The sequence below is a fragment of the Ureaplasma zalophigenitalium genome (genome assembly GCF_025780055.1).
Classification (GTDB): domain Bacteria; phylum Bacillota_I; class Bacilli_A; order Mycoplasmatales; family Mycoplasmoidaceae; genus Ureaplasma; species Ureaplasma zalophigenitalium.
Genome location: NZ_JAOXHJ010000001.1, coordinates 39,523 through 55,055, shown reverse-complemented (window position 1 = coordinate 55,055; position 15,533 = coordinate 39,523). Strand labels below are relative to the sequence as shown.

The window sequence follows — 15,533 nt, the reverse complement described above, 5'->3', positions numbered from 1 at the left end:
CTTGGTTAACCAAGGTTTTTTTATTTCTTTTTTTGTTTATTTTCATATTCAGAAATTAGTGTAATTCGTTCCTCGTGCCGTTCGTGCATAAATTCACTATCTAAATAAGTTTTTAACATTTTTTTTATTTCATCAATCGAATGTTCGCGTGCACCTATACAAACTACATTCGCATTATTGTGTTGTTTAGCTAAACTTGCTGAACTCTGGTTGTAAAGAAGAGCAGCGCGTATGCCATTAACCTTGTTAGCTGCAATACACATCCCAATTCCAGTACCACACAATAAAACGCCTATACTATGACTGTCTTTTTTAACGTTATCCGCTACTTTAACTGCATAATTAGGATAATCAACACGACCATCATTTATTTGCGATCCTTGATCTTCAACTACATATCCTAAAGTTTTTAAATAGTTTACTAATTCATTTTTGATTTCATAAACAGCGTGATCATTGCCGAAGTAAATTTTTTTATTTAGTTCCAAAAATACGATCTCCTGCGTCCCCTAATCCAGGCACAATATATCCTTGATCATTTAATTTTTCATCTAACGAACCTGCATAAATATCCACATCTGGATGTGCATCTTGAACGTTTTTAATTCCTTCTGGAGAAGCAACTATACAAATAAACTTAATTGATTTTGGATTGTGTTTTTTAATAATATTAGCTGCGGCAATCACTGATCCACCTGTTGCTAACATAGGATCTAAAATAATTACATCTGATTCATTAATATTTTGTGGGAATTTCTTAAAATATTCGATTGGTTGTAATGTTTCCTCGTTTCGATATAGACCGATATGCCCAATTGTCGCAGTGGGAATTAAACGTTTAACACCATCTACCATGCCAATTCCGGCACGCAAAATTGGTACTAAACAAATTTTATTTTTTAATTTAAAACCAACTGCTTCATTGGTTACTGGTGTGTCAATTAAAATATTTTTTAATGTTAAATCTTTAGTGGCTTCATAAACCATTAATTGAGTTAACTCTTCTAAATTAGTTCGAAAAACAGTTGAAACTGTTTCTTTTTTACGCATTCTTGTTAATTTATCTTTAACTAAAGGGTGGTCAATAATTTTATACACAATAATAATCCTCTTTTTTACTTTTATACATATTATAAAGGAATCATTTTTAAACTTAAAGATAAATAAAAAAAGTTAGCATAAATTGCTAACTTTTGTTTTCTTTAAAAAGTGTCATTACACATAAAAAGATTATGCTATTGCTGCTGGATCTCTCCCCTGACAAGATACGCCACTTAATATTGTAATGACATATAAATTATAAACAAATATTTGTATTTTGCAATATATCTCTTGTGTTTATTTAATAATACGTGCTAAAAAATAATTTCTTTTGCCTTTTTTCACCAAAATATATTGATTTAATAAGAGATCCTTGTTGACTAGAACATACTGTTCATCATTAATTTTTTGACCATTAATCAATAATGAATTATTGATAATTAATTCTCGCGCTACTCGTTTTGACGCAGCAATTTGCATTTCTATTAAAAAATCAACCAAAGAAACGGGTAGTTTTTTAATTTCAACACTTGGAATTGTTTTAAATGCAATTTCCAGATCATCAGGTGATAAAGCATTTATATTGCCATTAAATAAAGCTTGTGAAATGGCAATTGCTTGCTGTAATTTTTCTATTCCGTGTATATCAACTACAACTGTTTCGGCTAGTTTTTTTTGAGCTAAACGTAAATGTTTTTGCTCTTCGTGCTCGTTTAATAACTGCTTAATGTCAGGCACACTGATTAATGTTAATGAATAAAGCAATTGGGCGATATCATCATCTGCTTGGTTAATTAGAAATTGATACATTTCATATGCTGATGTGTATTTTTCAGACAAATAAATAGCACCTTTTTCAGATTTACCAAATTTTTTACCATCCTTATTTACTAATAAGTTAATTGTTAAGCCACAAGCAAGGTTATCATCACCCATGTTTTTTCTGATGATTTCAACCCCAGTAGTGATGTTTCCTCACTGATCTGAACCACCAGCCTGAATTGCTATTTGATGATTCTTATATAATTGCAAAAAGTCATATCCTTGCAAAAGGTTGTACGAAAATTCTGTAAAGGAAATTCCCGTAGCCAAACGCGAAGAGATAATCTCTTTTTCTAAAAGATAGTTGACATTAATACTTTTTCCAACATCTCGTAAAAAATCTAGAAAATTCATTTTTTCATAAAATTGATAGTTATTAAGAACTTCGCTTTGTGCATATGTAATTAATTGTTTAGTTACATTTGTTATGTTATGAGTTAATGTTTCCTTGTCTAATAAATTTCGTTCTTGACTTTTACCGCTAGGATCGCCAATCATTCCTGTTGCACCACCAACAATAGCTACTGTTTTAATGCCTGCTTGGTGAAATCTTCTAAGTAACATAATCATAATATAATTACCTAGATGCAATGAATCAAAGGAAGGGTCAAACCCCACATAAATGCCATAACCTTTTTTGAGTGCGTTGGCGAGTTTTTCTTCATTAGTAATATTGTTAATCAAGTTGCGATCACGTAGTTCACTGATAATGTTTTTCATTTTTATTTCCCTGTTTTTTTAATCGTTTAATACCTATTCAAAGCGAATAGTTAAACGCACTATATTATATAATATAATTAAATATTAGTATTATAGCAATATAATTCCAAATTATAGGAGATCAACTTATGAGCGAAAAAGTATTAACTACTCCCAAAACAAAAACCGATAGCATCTCTAAAACAACTAATAAAAAAGCTATCCTTTCTTCTTTGGATAAGGAAGAAAAAAAACTTTTAAAAAAACGAATTGCAGAGATTAAAAAAGCAAATAAGCCACATAAAGGTCCCATTGACACGTCTATGCACAATGAAGAGAACGTGATCGAGCTAGTTAATGTTAGCAAGACTTTTGAGAATTCATTAGTCATTTATGAGGCATTAAAAGACATTAATATTTCCATTAAAAAAGGTGATTTTGTAATCATTTTAGGGCCTTCTGGTTCAGGAAAAACCACTTTGATGAACATTATGTCAGGTTTAGACAGAGCGACATCAGGGGACGTTCGTGTTTGTAATAAAGCGTTGATTAATATGAAAGAATCACAACTAACAAAATTCCGTAAAGACCACGTCGGTTTTGTCTTTCAACAATATGGATTACTAAGTTTATTGTCTGTAATAGACAATGTCCGTATGGGTGCTGACTTGCAAAGTGATAAAAATTTACGCATAGACCCATTAAAAGCTTTGGAAGGTGTTGGAATGCTTGAATACCAAAATAAATACCCTAATGAATTGTCTGGTGGACAACAACAACGTGTTTCTATTGCTCGTGTTTTAGCTAAGAATCCTAAAATTATTTTTGGAGATGAACCTACTGGGGCTGTTGATGAAACAATGTCAAAAATGATCTTAAATCGGTTTGTGGAGGTTAATAAGGAATTAAAAACAACAATTATTATCGTTACACATAACCCTATTTTTGCTGACCTTGGAACTTTAGTTGTTAAAGTAAAAGATGGTCGGATTCATGAATTAATTCGCAACGAAAATCCTAAATCAGTTGCTGAGTTAAAATGAGATTCTTAAGAAGAGAGGTATCTATGAATTTATTCAGCCAAATATCACCAAAAAACCGTATTTTACACCAAGCTAATTTAATTGCCACAGACGTTTTAAAGTTAGAAAAAGAGTTTGCTATTAAAACCGATGAAGAATTACGCAGCATGTCTGCTAATTTAATTGATTTTTTAAATGATAACAACCCTTTAGACGACCGATTAGTTGAAGCCCTAGCTTTAATACGTGAAGTGGTTTATCGAGTACACAACAAATATGCGTATAAAGTTCAGCTAATTGGAGCAATTATTGTTTATTTTGGTGACTTTGCCGAAATGATGACAGGGGAAGGTAAAACACTTACCCTTGTTTTAGTTGGTTATTTAAATGCTCTTTATAAAAAAGGTGTGCATATGGTAACTGTTAATGAATATTTAGTAAAAGTAGGTGCCGAGTTCTGTACGCCTGTTTTTAGCTTTTTAAATATGTCTGTTGGTGTTAATTTAGCTAGTATGAGTGAGTACGAAAAAAGAACAAATTACAATTGCGATATTACTTATACAACCAACTCAGAATTAGGTTTTGATTATTTACGTGATAATATGGTGACTAATTACAATGACAAAGTTCAACGCGGCTTACATTTCGCTATTATTGATGAAGGCGATTCTGTTTTAATCGACGAAGCACGAACGCCTTTGATTATTTCTGGTGAGCCACAAGATGAAGTTAGTAATTATGTGAAAGCAGATCGTTTCGTTAAGAAACTCGATTCCAATGATTATTTAGTAGATCCGGAGTCACAATCAGTAATTTTAACTGTTTATGGAATCAAAAAAGCTGAAGAATTTTTTAATGTAACTAATTATTTTAATATTGAAAACTCCGACAATATTCATAAAGTAAACAATGCATTACGAGCTAATTTTACTTTTGTTAATGGTCGAGAATATATTGTTCGCCAAGATGAAAACGGCGAAGACGTTATTGCCCTTGTTGATCAATCAACAGGACGGATTATGGATGGAAGAAGTTATTCTGCTGGTTTGCAACAAGCTATTCAAGCGAAAGAGTATTTAAAAATTGAGCCCGAAAATTTGACAGTTGCTACCATTACTTATCAATCTTTATTCCGATTATATAAAAAATTATCTGCTGTTTCGGGAACGGCCATTACAGAAGCTGAAGAATTCTTGAATATATATAACATGGTTGTGGTAAGTATTCCTACCAACAAACCGATTCAACGGATTGATCATCCAGACTATATTTTTGATAACAAACGAACAAAATGAAAATATGTTATTGCGGATGTTATTCGACGACATGAAAAAGGCCAACCTATTTTAATTGGGACAGCTTCGGTTGAAGATTCAGAAATTTTACACCGTTTATTAGAAAAAGTACATATCCCCCATGAAGTTTTAAATGCTAAAAATCACGCTCGAGAATCAGAAATTGTAGCACGAGCTGGCGAGTTTAAAGCAGTGACTATTGCAACTAATATGGCTGGACGTGGAACTGATATTAAATTATCACCAGAATCCTTAGCTGTTGGTGGATTGTGTGTGATCGGAACGGAACGTGCAGATTCTCGTCGTATCGATAATCAGTTACGCGGTCGTTCAGGCCGTCAAGGAGATGTCGGTGAGTCGCGTTTCTTCATTTCAATGGAGGATACTTTATTCTCGCGTTTTGCTACTGACTCTTTAAATAAGGCTGATGAGGAGTTTTCTGAGGACGTCACTTCAACTAATTTCTTTACACGATTATTGAACAATACCCAAAAACGGGTTGAATCATTAAATTACGATACTCGTAAAAATTTAATTGACTATGATAGCGTTCTAAGTAATCAGCGGGAATTAATCTATAAACAACGGGATGCAATCTTAATGAGCAAAAACAATAAGGTGTTGTTTTATCGTATGCTAGATATAGTCATTGATGATTTATTATACCAAGCTCGTAATGTACCAAATCACGATATTATTGATCCTCATAAACTAATTGAAATTACTACGAATGAATTATTAGTTAATTACACGTTAGATGTTCATTTATATATTGGTAAGAATTATGAGCAGATGCGAGAACAATTGCGTTATGACTTACGTGCCTATTTTGATCAAAAAGAACAAAACATGACACCCGAATTCTTCAATCGTGATCTAAATACTTTAATGATTTCCATTATTGATCAAAAATGAACAAAACATTTAGATGTTACACAAAAAGTTCGTGAAGGTGTTAATTTGCGTGCTTATGAACAAAAAGTTCCTTTAAATATTTATGTGCAAGATACCGATAAGTTATTTGAAGAACTAAAAAACGAGGTTGCTCAAGAAACTGTTCGCATCGCTGGTAAGTGAAATTACGCTTTTAATAATGATATTAATGAAGAAGATAATTTAAGTTTTGATTTTGGTCAACTAGACTATGTTAGTTAATAAACCTTTTAAAATTGTCAGCAAACACACTCCTGCAGGTGATCAAAAACAAGCTATTGATCAAATGGTCAGAAATATTCAATCAAACGAAATTAAACGCCAAGTTTTATTAGGGGCAACGGGTACTGGGAAAACTTTTAGTGTCGCTAATGTCATTGCTCAAACACAAATGAAAACATTAGTTTTAGCACATAACAAAACTTTAGCTGCTCAATTATATACAGAATTAAAAGAGTTATTTCCCGAAAATAAAGTGGAATATTTTATTTCATATTTTGATTATTATCAACCAGAAGCTTATAAACCCAATACAGACACGTATATCGAAAAAGATGCTATTACTAATCAAGAAATAGAACGTATGCGTTTATCAACTATCAATTCGTTAGCTACTGCTAATGATGTAATTGTTGTCGCGAGTGTTGCTTGTATTTATGCTTCGGTTTCTACAGCCGAATTTATTAAACATCAAATTTTCTTAAAACAACACAGTACCCTTGATTTTAGTAATTTTAAAAAACAGTTAATCTTATTGGGTTATGAACGTGTTACAAACGACCTACTCCCTGGGACTTTTAAAATAAAAGGGGGAGTTGTCGAAATAATGTTTGGTTATGCAGATGATTATAAAATCGAAATTGTTTTAGATTTTGATGAAATAGCTACTATTTCAAAGAAAGAATTATTAACAAATAAGTTAATAGAAAATTATAGTGAAATTTCAATATATGCAGCTACTGAATATATTTTTAACGAAGAAAAGTTGGATATTGCTATCCAAAATATTCGTGATGAATTAAAATCGCGTGTAGCTTTTTTTAATAAGGAGAATAAGTTGATTGAAAGTCAACGTATTGAACAACGAACAAATCAGGATATTGAAGCTATTCTTGAATTTGGTTATTGTTCAGGTGTAGAAAATTATTATCGACACTTAGAACATCGCGAGCCTGAACAAACCCCGTGAACTATTTTTGATTTTTTTAGCATTAAACAAGAGCCTTGATTAATGATTATCGACGAATCACATAACACTTTACCGCAAGTCAAGGGAATGCACAATACCGATCGTTCTCGTAAACAAACATTGGTTGATTACGGATTTCGTTTACCGTCCGCTTTAGATAATAGACCATTAAATTATGATGAATTTAATCAAACTTTGGATAATGTTATTTACGTTTCAGCCACACCTAATGATGAGGAAATTGCTCTGTCAAACGGCGTTATCGTTAGTCAAATTGTCCGACCAACTGGTTTACTTGATCCTGTAATTGAAATCCGTCCTACCGAATTTCAAATCGATGATTTAATCCGTGAGTTAAATATTTTACACGACAAAAATGAGCGTGCTTTTATTAATGTTATGACTATTAAAATGGCCGAAGAATTATCTAGTTACTTAAATAATACAAGTATTAAGTCAGCATATTTACATAATGAGTTAAAAACACTTGAAAGGACATATATCATCAACCGAATGAGGGCTGGTGTTTTTGATTGCATTGTCGGAATTAATTTGCTAAGAGAAGGAATTGATGCTCCCGAAGTTTCTACTGTTTTCATCTTTGATGCAGATAAACCTGGCTTTTTTCGAAGTGATAAGTCTTTAATTCAAATTATAGGTCGTGCGGCTCGTAATGCTAACGGCAAGGTTATTATGTATGCTGATATCATTACTCCAGCTATGCAGACAGCTATCGATGAAACTAACCGCCGTCGCCAAATTCAAATGAAATATAATGAAATTAATAATATAGTTCCAAAAACAATTGTAAAACCTATTCCAATGGACTTGAATGAACCTAAGAATTATAAAAAATACGAAAGAATGATTGGTGTGAAAGATCCTAAAGCGTTCAACGATCAAATTCGTGAACTTAAAAAACTGATGCAGGATGCAGCTTTTAACCAAGAATATGAACAAGCGGCTTATTACCGCGATTTAATTTTTGAATTACAAGCTAATAAGAAAATTAAGGATGGCGATAAATAGCATTTTTTTCGCTTGTTTTTCTTTGTTTATTTTAAACATTGCGCGCACCTTGATAATATGGTTTATAATTAAAATTATTAAAGCAACAACGACGAAAGAAAAGGAAGAATAAATATGGAATTTAAATCAGAAATTAAAAACAAACGTCCGATTGATTGAAATCACACGATTGAAATTGAAGAATTGCGAATTGATCCTAAAATGTTGGAAATGCACCGCGAACGTGTTAACCAAGTATTCGCAAATGAAACAGAAGAAAAGAAAGCTCAACAAATCCACAATATTGTCATCCGTGAAAACGCATTCAATTTAGCTATGGACTATTTGGTTGGTTTTTATGATGTTGATGTGCATGAAGATGATGTTAAAGAATTAGAGCCTAAAATTAAACAAGTTTATGGTGATCAAATTAAAGACGATCAAGTAGAACAAGTTTTAAATAAAATTATATACCGTGGATTAATTTTTAAAGATCTACAAAAGGCATTGTCAATTAGTGTAAACGATGAAGAGTTAGATTCGATTTTAGATAATTACTACGAACAATCAAACCAATCAATTCGTAATTTCAAGGAAAATAAAGCACAATACGAAGCTGCGCGTGAAACATTGTTAGATGAAAAAACAGTTGCTGAAATTATTGGTAGATTTACAATTGATACATCTAAATACGAAAAAAATCTTCGAGATTCTTTAGGTGAAAAAATGGAATTAGACAAAAAGATCGAGGATATAAAAAAAGAAGGCAAACTTGCTGAAGAAAAATAAAAACAGGAATATTGTTGAAGCAGACATCGCTTGGGTTTAGTGATGTCTTTTGTTTTTATAGGAGGAAAATGTATGACTAATAAATCATATATTTTGCGTTATATACTTTATAAAATTGCTGTTGGCGAGTATGCCTTAAATGCAAATATCCCCAGTGAACATAGCCTTGCTGAATACTTATCAAGTTCGCGCATAACTATTCATAACGCTTTAGAAACTTTAAAAAGTAATTGCTTATTAAAATCTGTTAAAGGGAGTGGCTATTATGTTGATATGAGTATTGATGCTTATTTAAATTATCCCTTAGCTCACTTATACACTCGCACATCTGATATCAAGGTTAAAAAAATGGATTTTTCTGATTTTGTTTTCAATGGTCGCAAGTTTAATTATGGATATCAATTAACTTTTTTGCAAAAGCAAAAAATTTTGTGCACGCATTATGTTTTTTCTTGTCAGAAAATTTATTGAAAACTCAAGAATCACGAATGAAACCTTGCCCGCTCATATATTCTTTCTGGCATTGATGACTTCTTTTCAGTTAAATCATTAATTTTACCTAATTTCAATGAAGTCCAACATCAATCATCATACGCTTTTTTATGCCCCTTAATTGTTGATGAGTTATTAAGATCTGTTGTTGCCATTCATGAATATGATAATATAAAAGAAGAAATCCAATTATTGACAGTTACAAAATTTCCGTCCAAAAACTTTCTTTTGCGAGATAAAAAGAAAGTTAGTTAACTTCATGAATAACATATTAACAAGGTTTTTTCTGATATACTTATATAATTATCAAATTTTAATAAGGAGAGTTAGCTGTGATCAAAATTAAACGTTCAGGCGTCAGTATTATTGTCTCATGAATTTTTATGTTAATTTTTATAATTGCTGGTTTTTCAATACTTTATGGTCTAATACAATTAGTTAATCAAGGGAATCCTAATCCTAATCACGTAGGTGATTTAAAATTCAGTTTTTCAACCGTACGTGCTATTTATGAAGTAGCCATTTATAACGGAAAAGTTTATCCTTACCAAAATGACTTTCATGCATTTGTTCAATACCAACATGTTTTGCAATTTTTAAAAAACATCTATTCAAGTACTGTTTTTGCTTTTGCTGGTATTGGTTCTGTGGATAGCGTATTCCCAGCGTTATGTAGCCTTTCTGCTTTCTTCTTATTTTTAACTGTTCTAATATATATTATTATGAAAATTAGAATGCTTGTTTTATGGAGAAGATTGCGAAAAATTGATCGTGATATTTTATCGCTACTATGTTTAATTGGTGCTTTTTTACCATTAATTTTTCTAGATTGATGAGTGGCCATTTCAAGTATTCGTTTATATAAAAAAGCTAAGAAACTAAAAGAAGAATCTACAAATATCACCAAAAACCCGTGAGATATTCGAAAATAATTATTCTAATAATACCCAGACAAAATAAAAAAACAAGCAAGATTAATTTGCTTGTTTTTTTATTTTTTTAGTTGGCTTAGGAAATAATTTATCTCTCAAACAACGCCGTCTTCTGTGTTTGTGTGTTTTGTAATGTGGCGTGCTAATAATTTAGCTGCTCTTGTTCCGTTTTTCATAGCAAATCCATAACCTGCCTGATTTAACATTGTTAAGTCATTTTCTCCGTCCCCAAAGGCAATACAACGATCTAGCGGGATTCCATAGTACGATGATAAATAACGCATTGCCATTGCTTTATCTGCAAATGCTGAGTTAATTTCAATTACCTCAAAATTTTCTCATTGTGGTAATGATCAACTACGAACAGCTAATGTTGGTGCAATTTTTTTAACATGGTATACGATAGAGTCGAAAATGTTTTTATCTTTAACATATAGTAATAACGAGTTTACATCACGGCTACAATTATCTAAAGAAAATAAGACTTTGTCTTGCGTTTCAAAAGGGATATGAAAAAAGTGTTTAAATGATTCTAAAAATTGTTCATCTTCAGTATCGTTAAAAATTAACGCATGATCGTCCGATTCAATAACTGCATTTGTTATATTTTTATTGATAAAAGGATCATTTAATATCGTTGATACGATTTGCGCGTTAAATTTCATATTGATTGGATCAAAATCAGGATCTGAAGGATTAGAAATATAAGAACCATTATAGTTAGCCATTAAGGTTTTTAAGCCTAATTGATTATAGATGTGAATTGCCCCACGGTATGGACGACCTGTAATAATACAGAAAATATGCCCAGCATCAATTATTTTTTTAACTTCTTTAATTGTTCGTTCTGATAAAGTTTGGTCATTTTGTAACAAGGTTCCATCTAAATCACAAGCAATTAAATATCGGTTATCATTCATTTTAATTCCTCCTTCTATTCCTTAATAATAGCATATAAAAAGCGAAACGGAGCACAAGAAAAAAAGATATGAAAATATCTTATTTCAAGTGCATTAATTTCATTGTATCGTTCACAATTTTTTCGGCTATTTCATTAGCTTTTTGATTACTTTTTTCAATAATCGCATTTAATTCTTCGGAATTTAATCAGTAATCAATTTTCGTTTGTAAATTTTGAATAAAATTAGCAACAATTTCAGCTAAATCATTTTTGAAAACACCGTAATTACTTTCAGCATACTGTTTTTCAATTTCTGAAATTGATTTGTTTGTTAAAGCATGATAAATGACAATTAAGTTAGCAACACCTGGTTGGTTCTTCGGATCGTATTTTATTTTATTAAACGAATCTGTTACAGCAGCGCGAATTTTTTTTATAATTGATTCTTTGCTATCTGATAAAAAAATTGTTCCTTTTGGATTCTCAGAAGATTTAGACATCTTTTTGTTAGGATCTTGTAGATCCATAATTTTGGCTGTTGTCTGACTGATATACGTTTGTGGATAATGAAAATGTTTTATTTTAAACTTCTTATTAAAACGTTCAACTATACTTTGAGCTAATTCCATATGTTGTTTTTGATCTGCGCCGACGGGTACCAAGTCTGCGTTAAATGCTAATATATCAGCCGCCATAAGTATAGGATATGTTAGTAAACCAGTTGGGATAGATATGGTGTTGTTTTCCTGCTTTTTCACTTTTTGCGATTTATCTTTAAATTGAGTCATACGCTCAAGTTCACCCAGATTAGACATACACAATAAAATATGTGATAGTAAAGGTATACTGCTAACACTTGACTGAAAAAATAGTGTGGCTTTTTGCACATCAATTCCTGCAGCTAAATATGTTGCAATAATACTACGTTTAACGTCCTGAAAATTTTTAGGTAGTGGTTCTTGAGTTGTTAGGGAGTGCAAGTCTGCTACAAACAAAAAGACCTCAAACTCATTTTGTAAATTAACAAAATTACAAATTGCTCCTAAAAAATTGCCCAATGTTAGATTGTTTGTGGGCTGGATCCCAGAAAGCAGTCTTTTTTTCATTATGTTGTTCCTTTAATTCGTAATTATTAGTTTATATATATTATAATAAAAGGCAATTAATATTATGATATTTGTTTTATATTCCTTAAACTCACGTTCGTGTAAGCGTGTCATTAGTTTTTTTAGAACTCATCAAATTTCCTTCAATCGTATTTTGCTTGGCAAAGATCCAGTCCCTATTCAACTAATTAAGGACATTTTGGAATTAACATTTGACGGATATGAAGAGATTTTCAGTTTCAAAACACAAGCTTTTTTAAGGCTAAATATTAGTAAAAATAAGTTATTTGAGATGCATACAAATGAAGTTCTTGAATTGCTATCTCGAGATTCTGAGCTCTTAAAACGTCCAATTGTTTTTCAATACGATAAATTTAACAAACCTTTAAGGTTAATGGTTGGTTATGACAACGAGGAAATTGAAATCTTTTTGCGCGATGAATAAAAAAATGATTTTTAATTATGAAATTCTGTGTTCTAAAAAATGTAACGATTATGCTATTCACAATGAACTGCATCAACACTTAAATAGTAATCCATCATATGAATTTAAACAATCACAAGATAGTTTATCGTACTTGTTTGTTTTGGGCGGTGATGGAACTTTTATAAACCAATTAAAACCTTATATCCCATCAAAAAAACCTTTACGTGTTATTATGATTAATTTTGGCAGTTTAGGTTTCAATGCAAGTTATGAAACGATTCAAGAAATTGTTATAGAAGATATAGTTAACGAAAAATATTTCCAAGCTATTAACGTTTTGGAAACTATCATCAATAAGAAGGTAAGGGTTCATAGCATTAACGAATTAATGTTGTGAACACCAAAAATTATGCACTTGGATGTTTGTATTAATCATCATCATCTTGAATTTTTCAAGGGTTCGGGTGTTATTGTCAGTACTCAAATTGGTTCCTCAGCAACTAATAAATCAAATCAAGGTGCTATTATTGTTGAAAATCAAAATGTTTACCAATATTCAAAAGTATTAGCATGAAATGTTAAGGATAATATTTCTTTAGCAAATCCCTTAATTTTGCATCTTGATCACTCATTAGAATTTGAAAACATTAATCAAAATGAGCCATTTGAAATTATAAATGATGGGCAAAAAGTTGAAATAAGTTGTAAAATTAAACATATTTTATCGAAATTAATTCCTACGAATTTGTTCATTTTTAACGAACATCGATTAATTTCATATATCACAGCCTTGCGTAAGGCATTTATTAAGGATTAGATAATCAAATGAAAAATTGAAAAATTGTTTTACTAATTATTTGTACGTTCGGAATAGCTTATTTTATTCTAAAAAAGAAGGCAAAAGAAAAAGCGTTGCAAACTAATACAGAGCTTACTGTCAGCAAAAAAATTCCTTTTCATATGGATCAGTTTTACCAAGCTGTAGGAGGTGTGCAAAACATTGAATCATCAACAGCAACTCTAAATTCTTTAAAGTTGGTTTTAAAGAAACCAGAGCTGGTGAATGTTACTTCATTAAAGGCATTAAATGCTAAAGGAATTTTAAAATCGAACAATTCCTACCGGATGACATTAGGTGATTTCGCCATGTCTCTATCAGAAACTATTAATCAAGAATTGTCTAATCAATAGGAGTGAATTACATGATTACTATACACCCGCAGAAGCGGAATGATAAAATTTACGAAATTATCTCGATTAACGAAGATAAAATTACGATAAAAAACGACTTTGATGATGTTAAAGTCCTTAATTTGTATGAATTTGATATTCAAAATATAAACCCAGAAATCAATAAAACAATTGTGTTGGTTCGTTTTGAACCAAATGGTTGTTCAATTATCGAAGAAAATTTTGAATAAAATTATTTGTGATATTTTGTATTGTTTAAAATATTAAAAGCGCGATATATCTGTTCCACTAGGATGACTTTTGCTAAATTATGAGCAAAGGTCATTTTTGACATTGATAGTAATACATTCGCACGCTTGTAGACTATTTCATCTAAACCATGGGACCCACCTATCACAAAAACCATCGACTTAGAAATATTTTGATTGTTTTTAATTAATTCTGCCAATTGAACACTGTCAAAACTTTTCCCTTCAATAGCTAAGCAAACCACAAATTCTTCCGGTTTAATCTTTTTTAAAATAGCTTCTGATTCATTTTTTTTAATTTGTTTTATTAGAGAATCATTGAGGTTGTTTGGTTCTTTTAAATCGTTGACCACCTCTTCTTGAACTTTACAAAAAACGCTAGTGCGCCCAATATAGTCCTTAATTGCTTTTGATCAATATTCTGTTTTGATTTTACCAACCGAAATGATTTTAATATACATAAAAAGCTCCTAAAATAAAAAAGATTACCTAATAACATATTATACTTTTATACAGATAAAGAAAAAAAGGAAAGCATACATATGAACCAAAAAATTTACATTAATTTAAGTTATCCCGAACAAGATAAGGGTAAGTATATCAGCGGTTTACCTGTCATTCTTGAATCGCCTGAAAATGCTACGCATATCCTAGAATATTTGAAGTTAAAATATAATAATCAAAAAGTCGACTTATTTGATAACATTTTAACTTTTAAGTTTGACGAATTATACTTACACGTATACATTCCTACAATAGAAGAAAAACCTAATATATTTGATCAACAAACACACGCTAAACACGTCAAAGAATTCGTGTATTTTGATTTGAAACCTGTAAACACACCATGAATGTTTTATGAGTCTAAGTACATTAAAAAACTCCACGCCTTGTTGTGTGAAGTTTTAGAACGCTTTATGAATTATGTTAAATTTGTTGATTTTTGAGCAGTTCACATGCACATTAATAGCTGAGTTGTCTTTAGCAATTATGATTTCCGAGATGTTCACGTTAAGAATCCTGATTATTTAAAAGAAATTTTTTACACTAAGAAAAACGATTTGCCTGGGTATACATTTGTTATGCATTTACGAGCTTATGGCTTTATTAATCTAGCTTTTAAAAATGACTACTTTAATGTTAAACAAATCGAAATCTACGACTTTATACGCCAATTAGTAGCTGCTGATGACGAAACTGTGGTTGCATTATATAAAAATTGACAGAATGAACACCAAACGTCAAAAATTAAAAATAAAGAGGAGTTATTCTTAGTTTCTAAAGATTAATATCTAAGCAAGCATCGTCCATGTCTGCGCAATGCTTTTCGTGCTGGAACATGAAATCCTCATAATAATCTTTTGAAAGAGAAATCTGATAAAAACAATTGTTGCAAATATATTTATTATCTTTCTTTGTTCATAATAATTTTTCCATG

General features: G+C 30.9%; 18 protein-coding genes and 1 other RNA gene. 11 read left to right on the top strand and 8 right to left on the bottom strand.

Annotation, left to right across the window (positions count from 1 at the left end):
• Positions 1 to 20: 20 nt before the first annotated feature.
• The 4 genes from rpiB to tyrS all read right to left on the bottom strand — a co-directional run bounded on the left by rpiB (position 21) and on the right by tyrS (position 2,583).
• Positions 21 to 488: a ribose 5-phosphate isomerase B gene (gene rpiB, locus OF365_RS00260; protein WP_263817624.1), complete on the bottom strand. Its 468-nt coding sequence runs from the start codon at positions 486 to 488 to the stop codon at positions 21 to 23.
• On the bottom strand, positions 475 to 1,098 hold the full coding sequence (upp, locus tag OF365_RS00255; protein WP_318031857.1) for a uracil phosphoribosyltransferase: 624 nt from the start codon (positions 1,096 to 1,098) through the stop codon (positions 475 to 477). The genes rpiB and upp overlap by 14 nt, the downstream gene beginning before the upstream one ends.
• Before the next feature lie 103 nt (positions 1,099 to 1,201).
• Positions 1,202 to 1,297, bottom strand: an RNA gene (gene ffs / locus OF365_RS00250) — signal recognition particle sRNA small type.
• Between the two features lie 41 nt (positions 1,298 to 1,338).
• On the bottom strand, positions 1,339 to 2,583 hold the full coding sequence (gene tyrS, locus OF365_RS00245) for a tyrosine--tRNA ligase (RefSeq protein WP_263817623.1): 1,245 nt from the start codon (positions 2,581 to 2,583) through the stop codon (positions 1,339 to 1,341).
• A 143-nt stretch (positions 2,584 to 2,726) separates the two neighbouring features.
• Here tyrS and OF365_RS00240 point away from each other — a divergent pair, with 143 nt between their 5' ends.
• The 6 genes from OF365_RS00240 to OF365_RS00215 all read left to right on the top strand — a co-directional run bounded on the left by OF365_RS00240 (position 2,727) and on the right by OF365_RS00215 (position 10,222).
• Positions 2,727 to 3,614 carry an ABC transporter ATP-binding protein gene (locus OF365_RS00240; protein ID WP_416906738.1) on the top strand — a complete coding sequence of 296 codons (888 nt, stop codon included), beginning with the start codon at positions 2,727 to 2,729 and terminating at the stop codon, positions 3,612 to 3,614.
• Between the two features lie 14 nt (positions 3,615 to 3,628).
• Positions 3,629 to 6,034 (top strand): preprotein translocase subunit SecA, encoded by a 2,406-nt coding sequence (gene secA, locus OF365_RS00235; protein WP_318031856.1) that lies wholly within the window; start codon positions 3,629 to 3,631, stop codon positions 6,032 to 6,034.
• On the top strand, positions 6,024 to 8,030 hold the full coding sequence (gene uvrB / locus OF365_RS00230; protein ID WP_263817621.1) for an excinuclease ABC subunit UvrB: 2,007 nt from the start codon (positions 6,024 to 6,026) through the stop codon (positions 8,028 to 8,030). The genes secA and uvrB overlap by 11 nt, the downstream gene beginning before the upstream one ends.
• 114 nt (positions 8,031 to 8,144) lie before the next feature.
• Positions 8,145 to 8,798: an MPN555 family protein chaperone gene (locus tag OF365_RS00225; RefSeq protein ID WP_263817620.1), complete on the top strand. Its 654-nt coding sequence runs from the start codon at positions 8,145 to 8,147 to the stop codon at positions 8,796 to 8,798.
• Positions 8,799 to 8,870: 72 nt separating this feature from the next.
• Complete coding sequence (locus OF365_RS00220) at positions 8,871 to 9,545, top strand: GntR family transcriptional regulator (protein WP_263817619.1); 675 nt, start codon at positions 8,871 to 8,873, stop codon at positions 9,543 to 9,545.
• A gap of 77 nt (positions 9,546 to 9,622) precedes the next feature.
• Complete coding sequence (locus tag OF365_RS00215) at positions 9,623 to 10,222, top strand: hypothetical protein (RefSeq protein WP_263817618.1); 600 nt, start codon at positions 9,623 to 9,625, stop codon at positions 10,220 to 10,222.
• A gap of 59 nt (positions 10,223 to 10,281) precedes the next feature.
• On the opposite strand, the gene OF365_RS00210 is transcribed toward OF365_RS00215, so the two are convergent.
• Together OF365_RS00210 and trpS are read right to left on the bottom strand one after the other, a co-directional pair.
• Positions 10,282 to 11,142, bottom strand: coding sequence for an HAD family hydrolase (locus tag OF365_RS00210; protein WP_263817617.1), 861 nt, complete (start codon positions 11,140 to 11,142; stop codon positions 10,282 to 10,284).
• Between the two features lie 79 nt (positions 11,143 to 11,221).
• The gene (trpS, locus tag OF365_RS00205) at positions 11,222 to 12,229 is read right to left on the bottom strand and encodes a tryptophan--tRNA ligase (RefSeq protein WP_263817616.1); all 1,008 of its coding nucleotides are present in this window, start codon (positions 12,227 to 12,229) and stop codon (positions 11,222 to 11,224) included.
• Between the two features lie 64 nt (positions 12,230 to 12,293).
• Here trpS and OF365_RS00200 point away from each other — a divergent pair, with 64 nt between their 5' ends.
• Genes OF365_RS00200 through OF365_RS00185 form a run of 4 tightly spaced genes read left to right on the top strand, consistent with a single transcriptional unit; the run spans position 12,294 to position 14,077 of the window.
• Complete coding sequence (locus OF365_RS00200; protein WP_263817615.1) at positions 12,294 to 12,674, top strand: Spx/MgsR family RNA polymerase-binding regulatory protein; 381 nt, start codon at positions 12,294 to 12,296, stop codon at positions 12,672 to 12,674.
• The gene (locus tag OF365_RS00195; protein ID WP_263817614.1) at positions 12,634 to 13,473 is read left to right on the top strand and encodes a diacylglycerol kinase catalytic domain-containing protein; all 840 of its coding nucleotides are present in this window, start codon (positions 12,634 to 12,636) and stop codon (positions 13,471 to 13,473) included. The genes OF365_RS00200 and OF365_RS00195 overlap by 41 nt, the downstream gene beginning before the upstream one ends.
• Positions 13,474 to 13,481: 8 nt before the next feature.
• Positions 13,482 to 13,847 carry a PTS sugar transporter subunit IIB gene (locus OF365_RS00190; protein WP_263817613.1) on the top strand — a complete coding sequence of 122 codons (366 nt, stop codon included), beginning with the start codon at positions 13,482 to 13,484 and terminating at the stop codon, positions 13,845 to 13,847.
• 11 nt (positions 13,848 to 13,858) lie between these two features.
• Positions 13,859 to 14,077 carry a hypothetical protein gene (locus OF365_RS00185; RefSeq protein WP_263817612.1) on the top strand — a complete coding sequence of 73 codons (219 nt, stop codon included), beginning with the start codon at positions 13,859 to 13,861 and terminating at the stop codon, positions 14,075 to 14,077.
• 2 nt (positions 14,078 to 14,079) lie between these two features.
• On the opposite strand, the gene rlmH is transcribed toward OF365_RS00185, so the two are convergent.
• Positions 14,080 to 14,556 (bottom strand): 23S rRNA (pseudouridine(1915)-N(3))-methyltransferase RlmH, encoded by a 477-nt coding sequence (gene rlmH, locus OF365_RS00180; protein WP_263817611.1) that lies wholly within the window; start codon positions 14,554 to 14,556, stop codon positions 14,080 to 14,082.
• 81 nt (positions 14,557 to 14,637) lie between these two features.
• Between rlmH and OF365_RS00175 the strand changes: the two genes are divergently transcribed.
• The gene (locus OF365_RS00175) at positions 14,638 to 15,384 is read left to right on the top strand and encodes a hypothetical protein (RefSeq protein WP_263817610.1); all 747 of its coding nucleotides are present in this window, start codon (positions 14,638 to 14,640) and stop codon (positions 15,382 to 15,384) included.
• On the opposite strand, the gene OF365_RS00170 is transcribed toward OF365_RS00175, so the two are convergent.
• Positions 15,374 to 15,532 carry a hypothetical protein gene (locus OF365_RS00170; RefSeq protein WP_263817609.1) on the bottom strand — a complete coding sequence of 53 codons (159 nt, stop codon included), beginning with the start codon at positions 15,530 to 15,532 and terminating at the stop codon, positions 15,374 to 15,376. The two genes, OF365_RS00175 and OF365_RS00170, sit on opposite strands and share 11 nt — an antisense overlap.
• Between the last annotated feature and the right edge of the window lies 1 nt (position 15,533).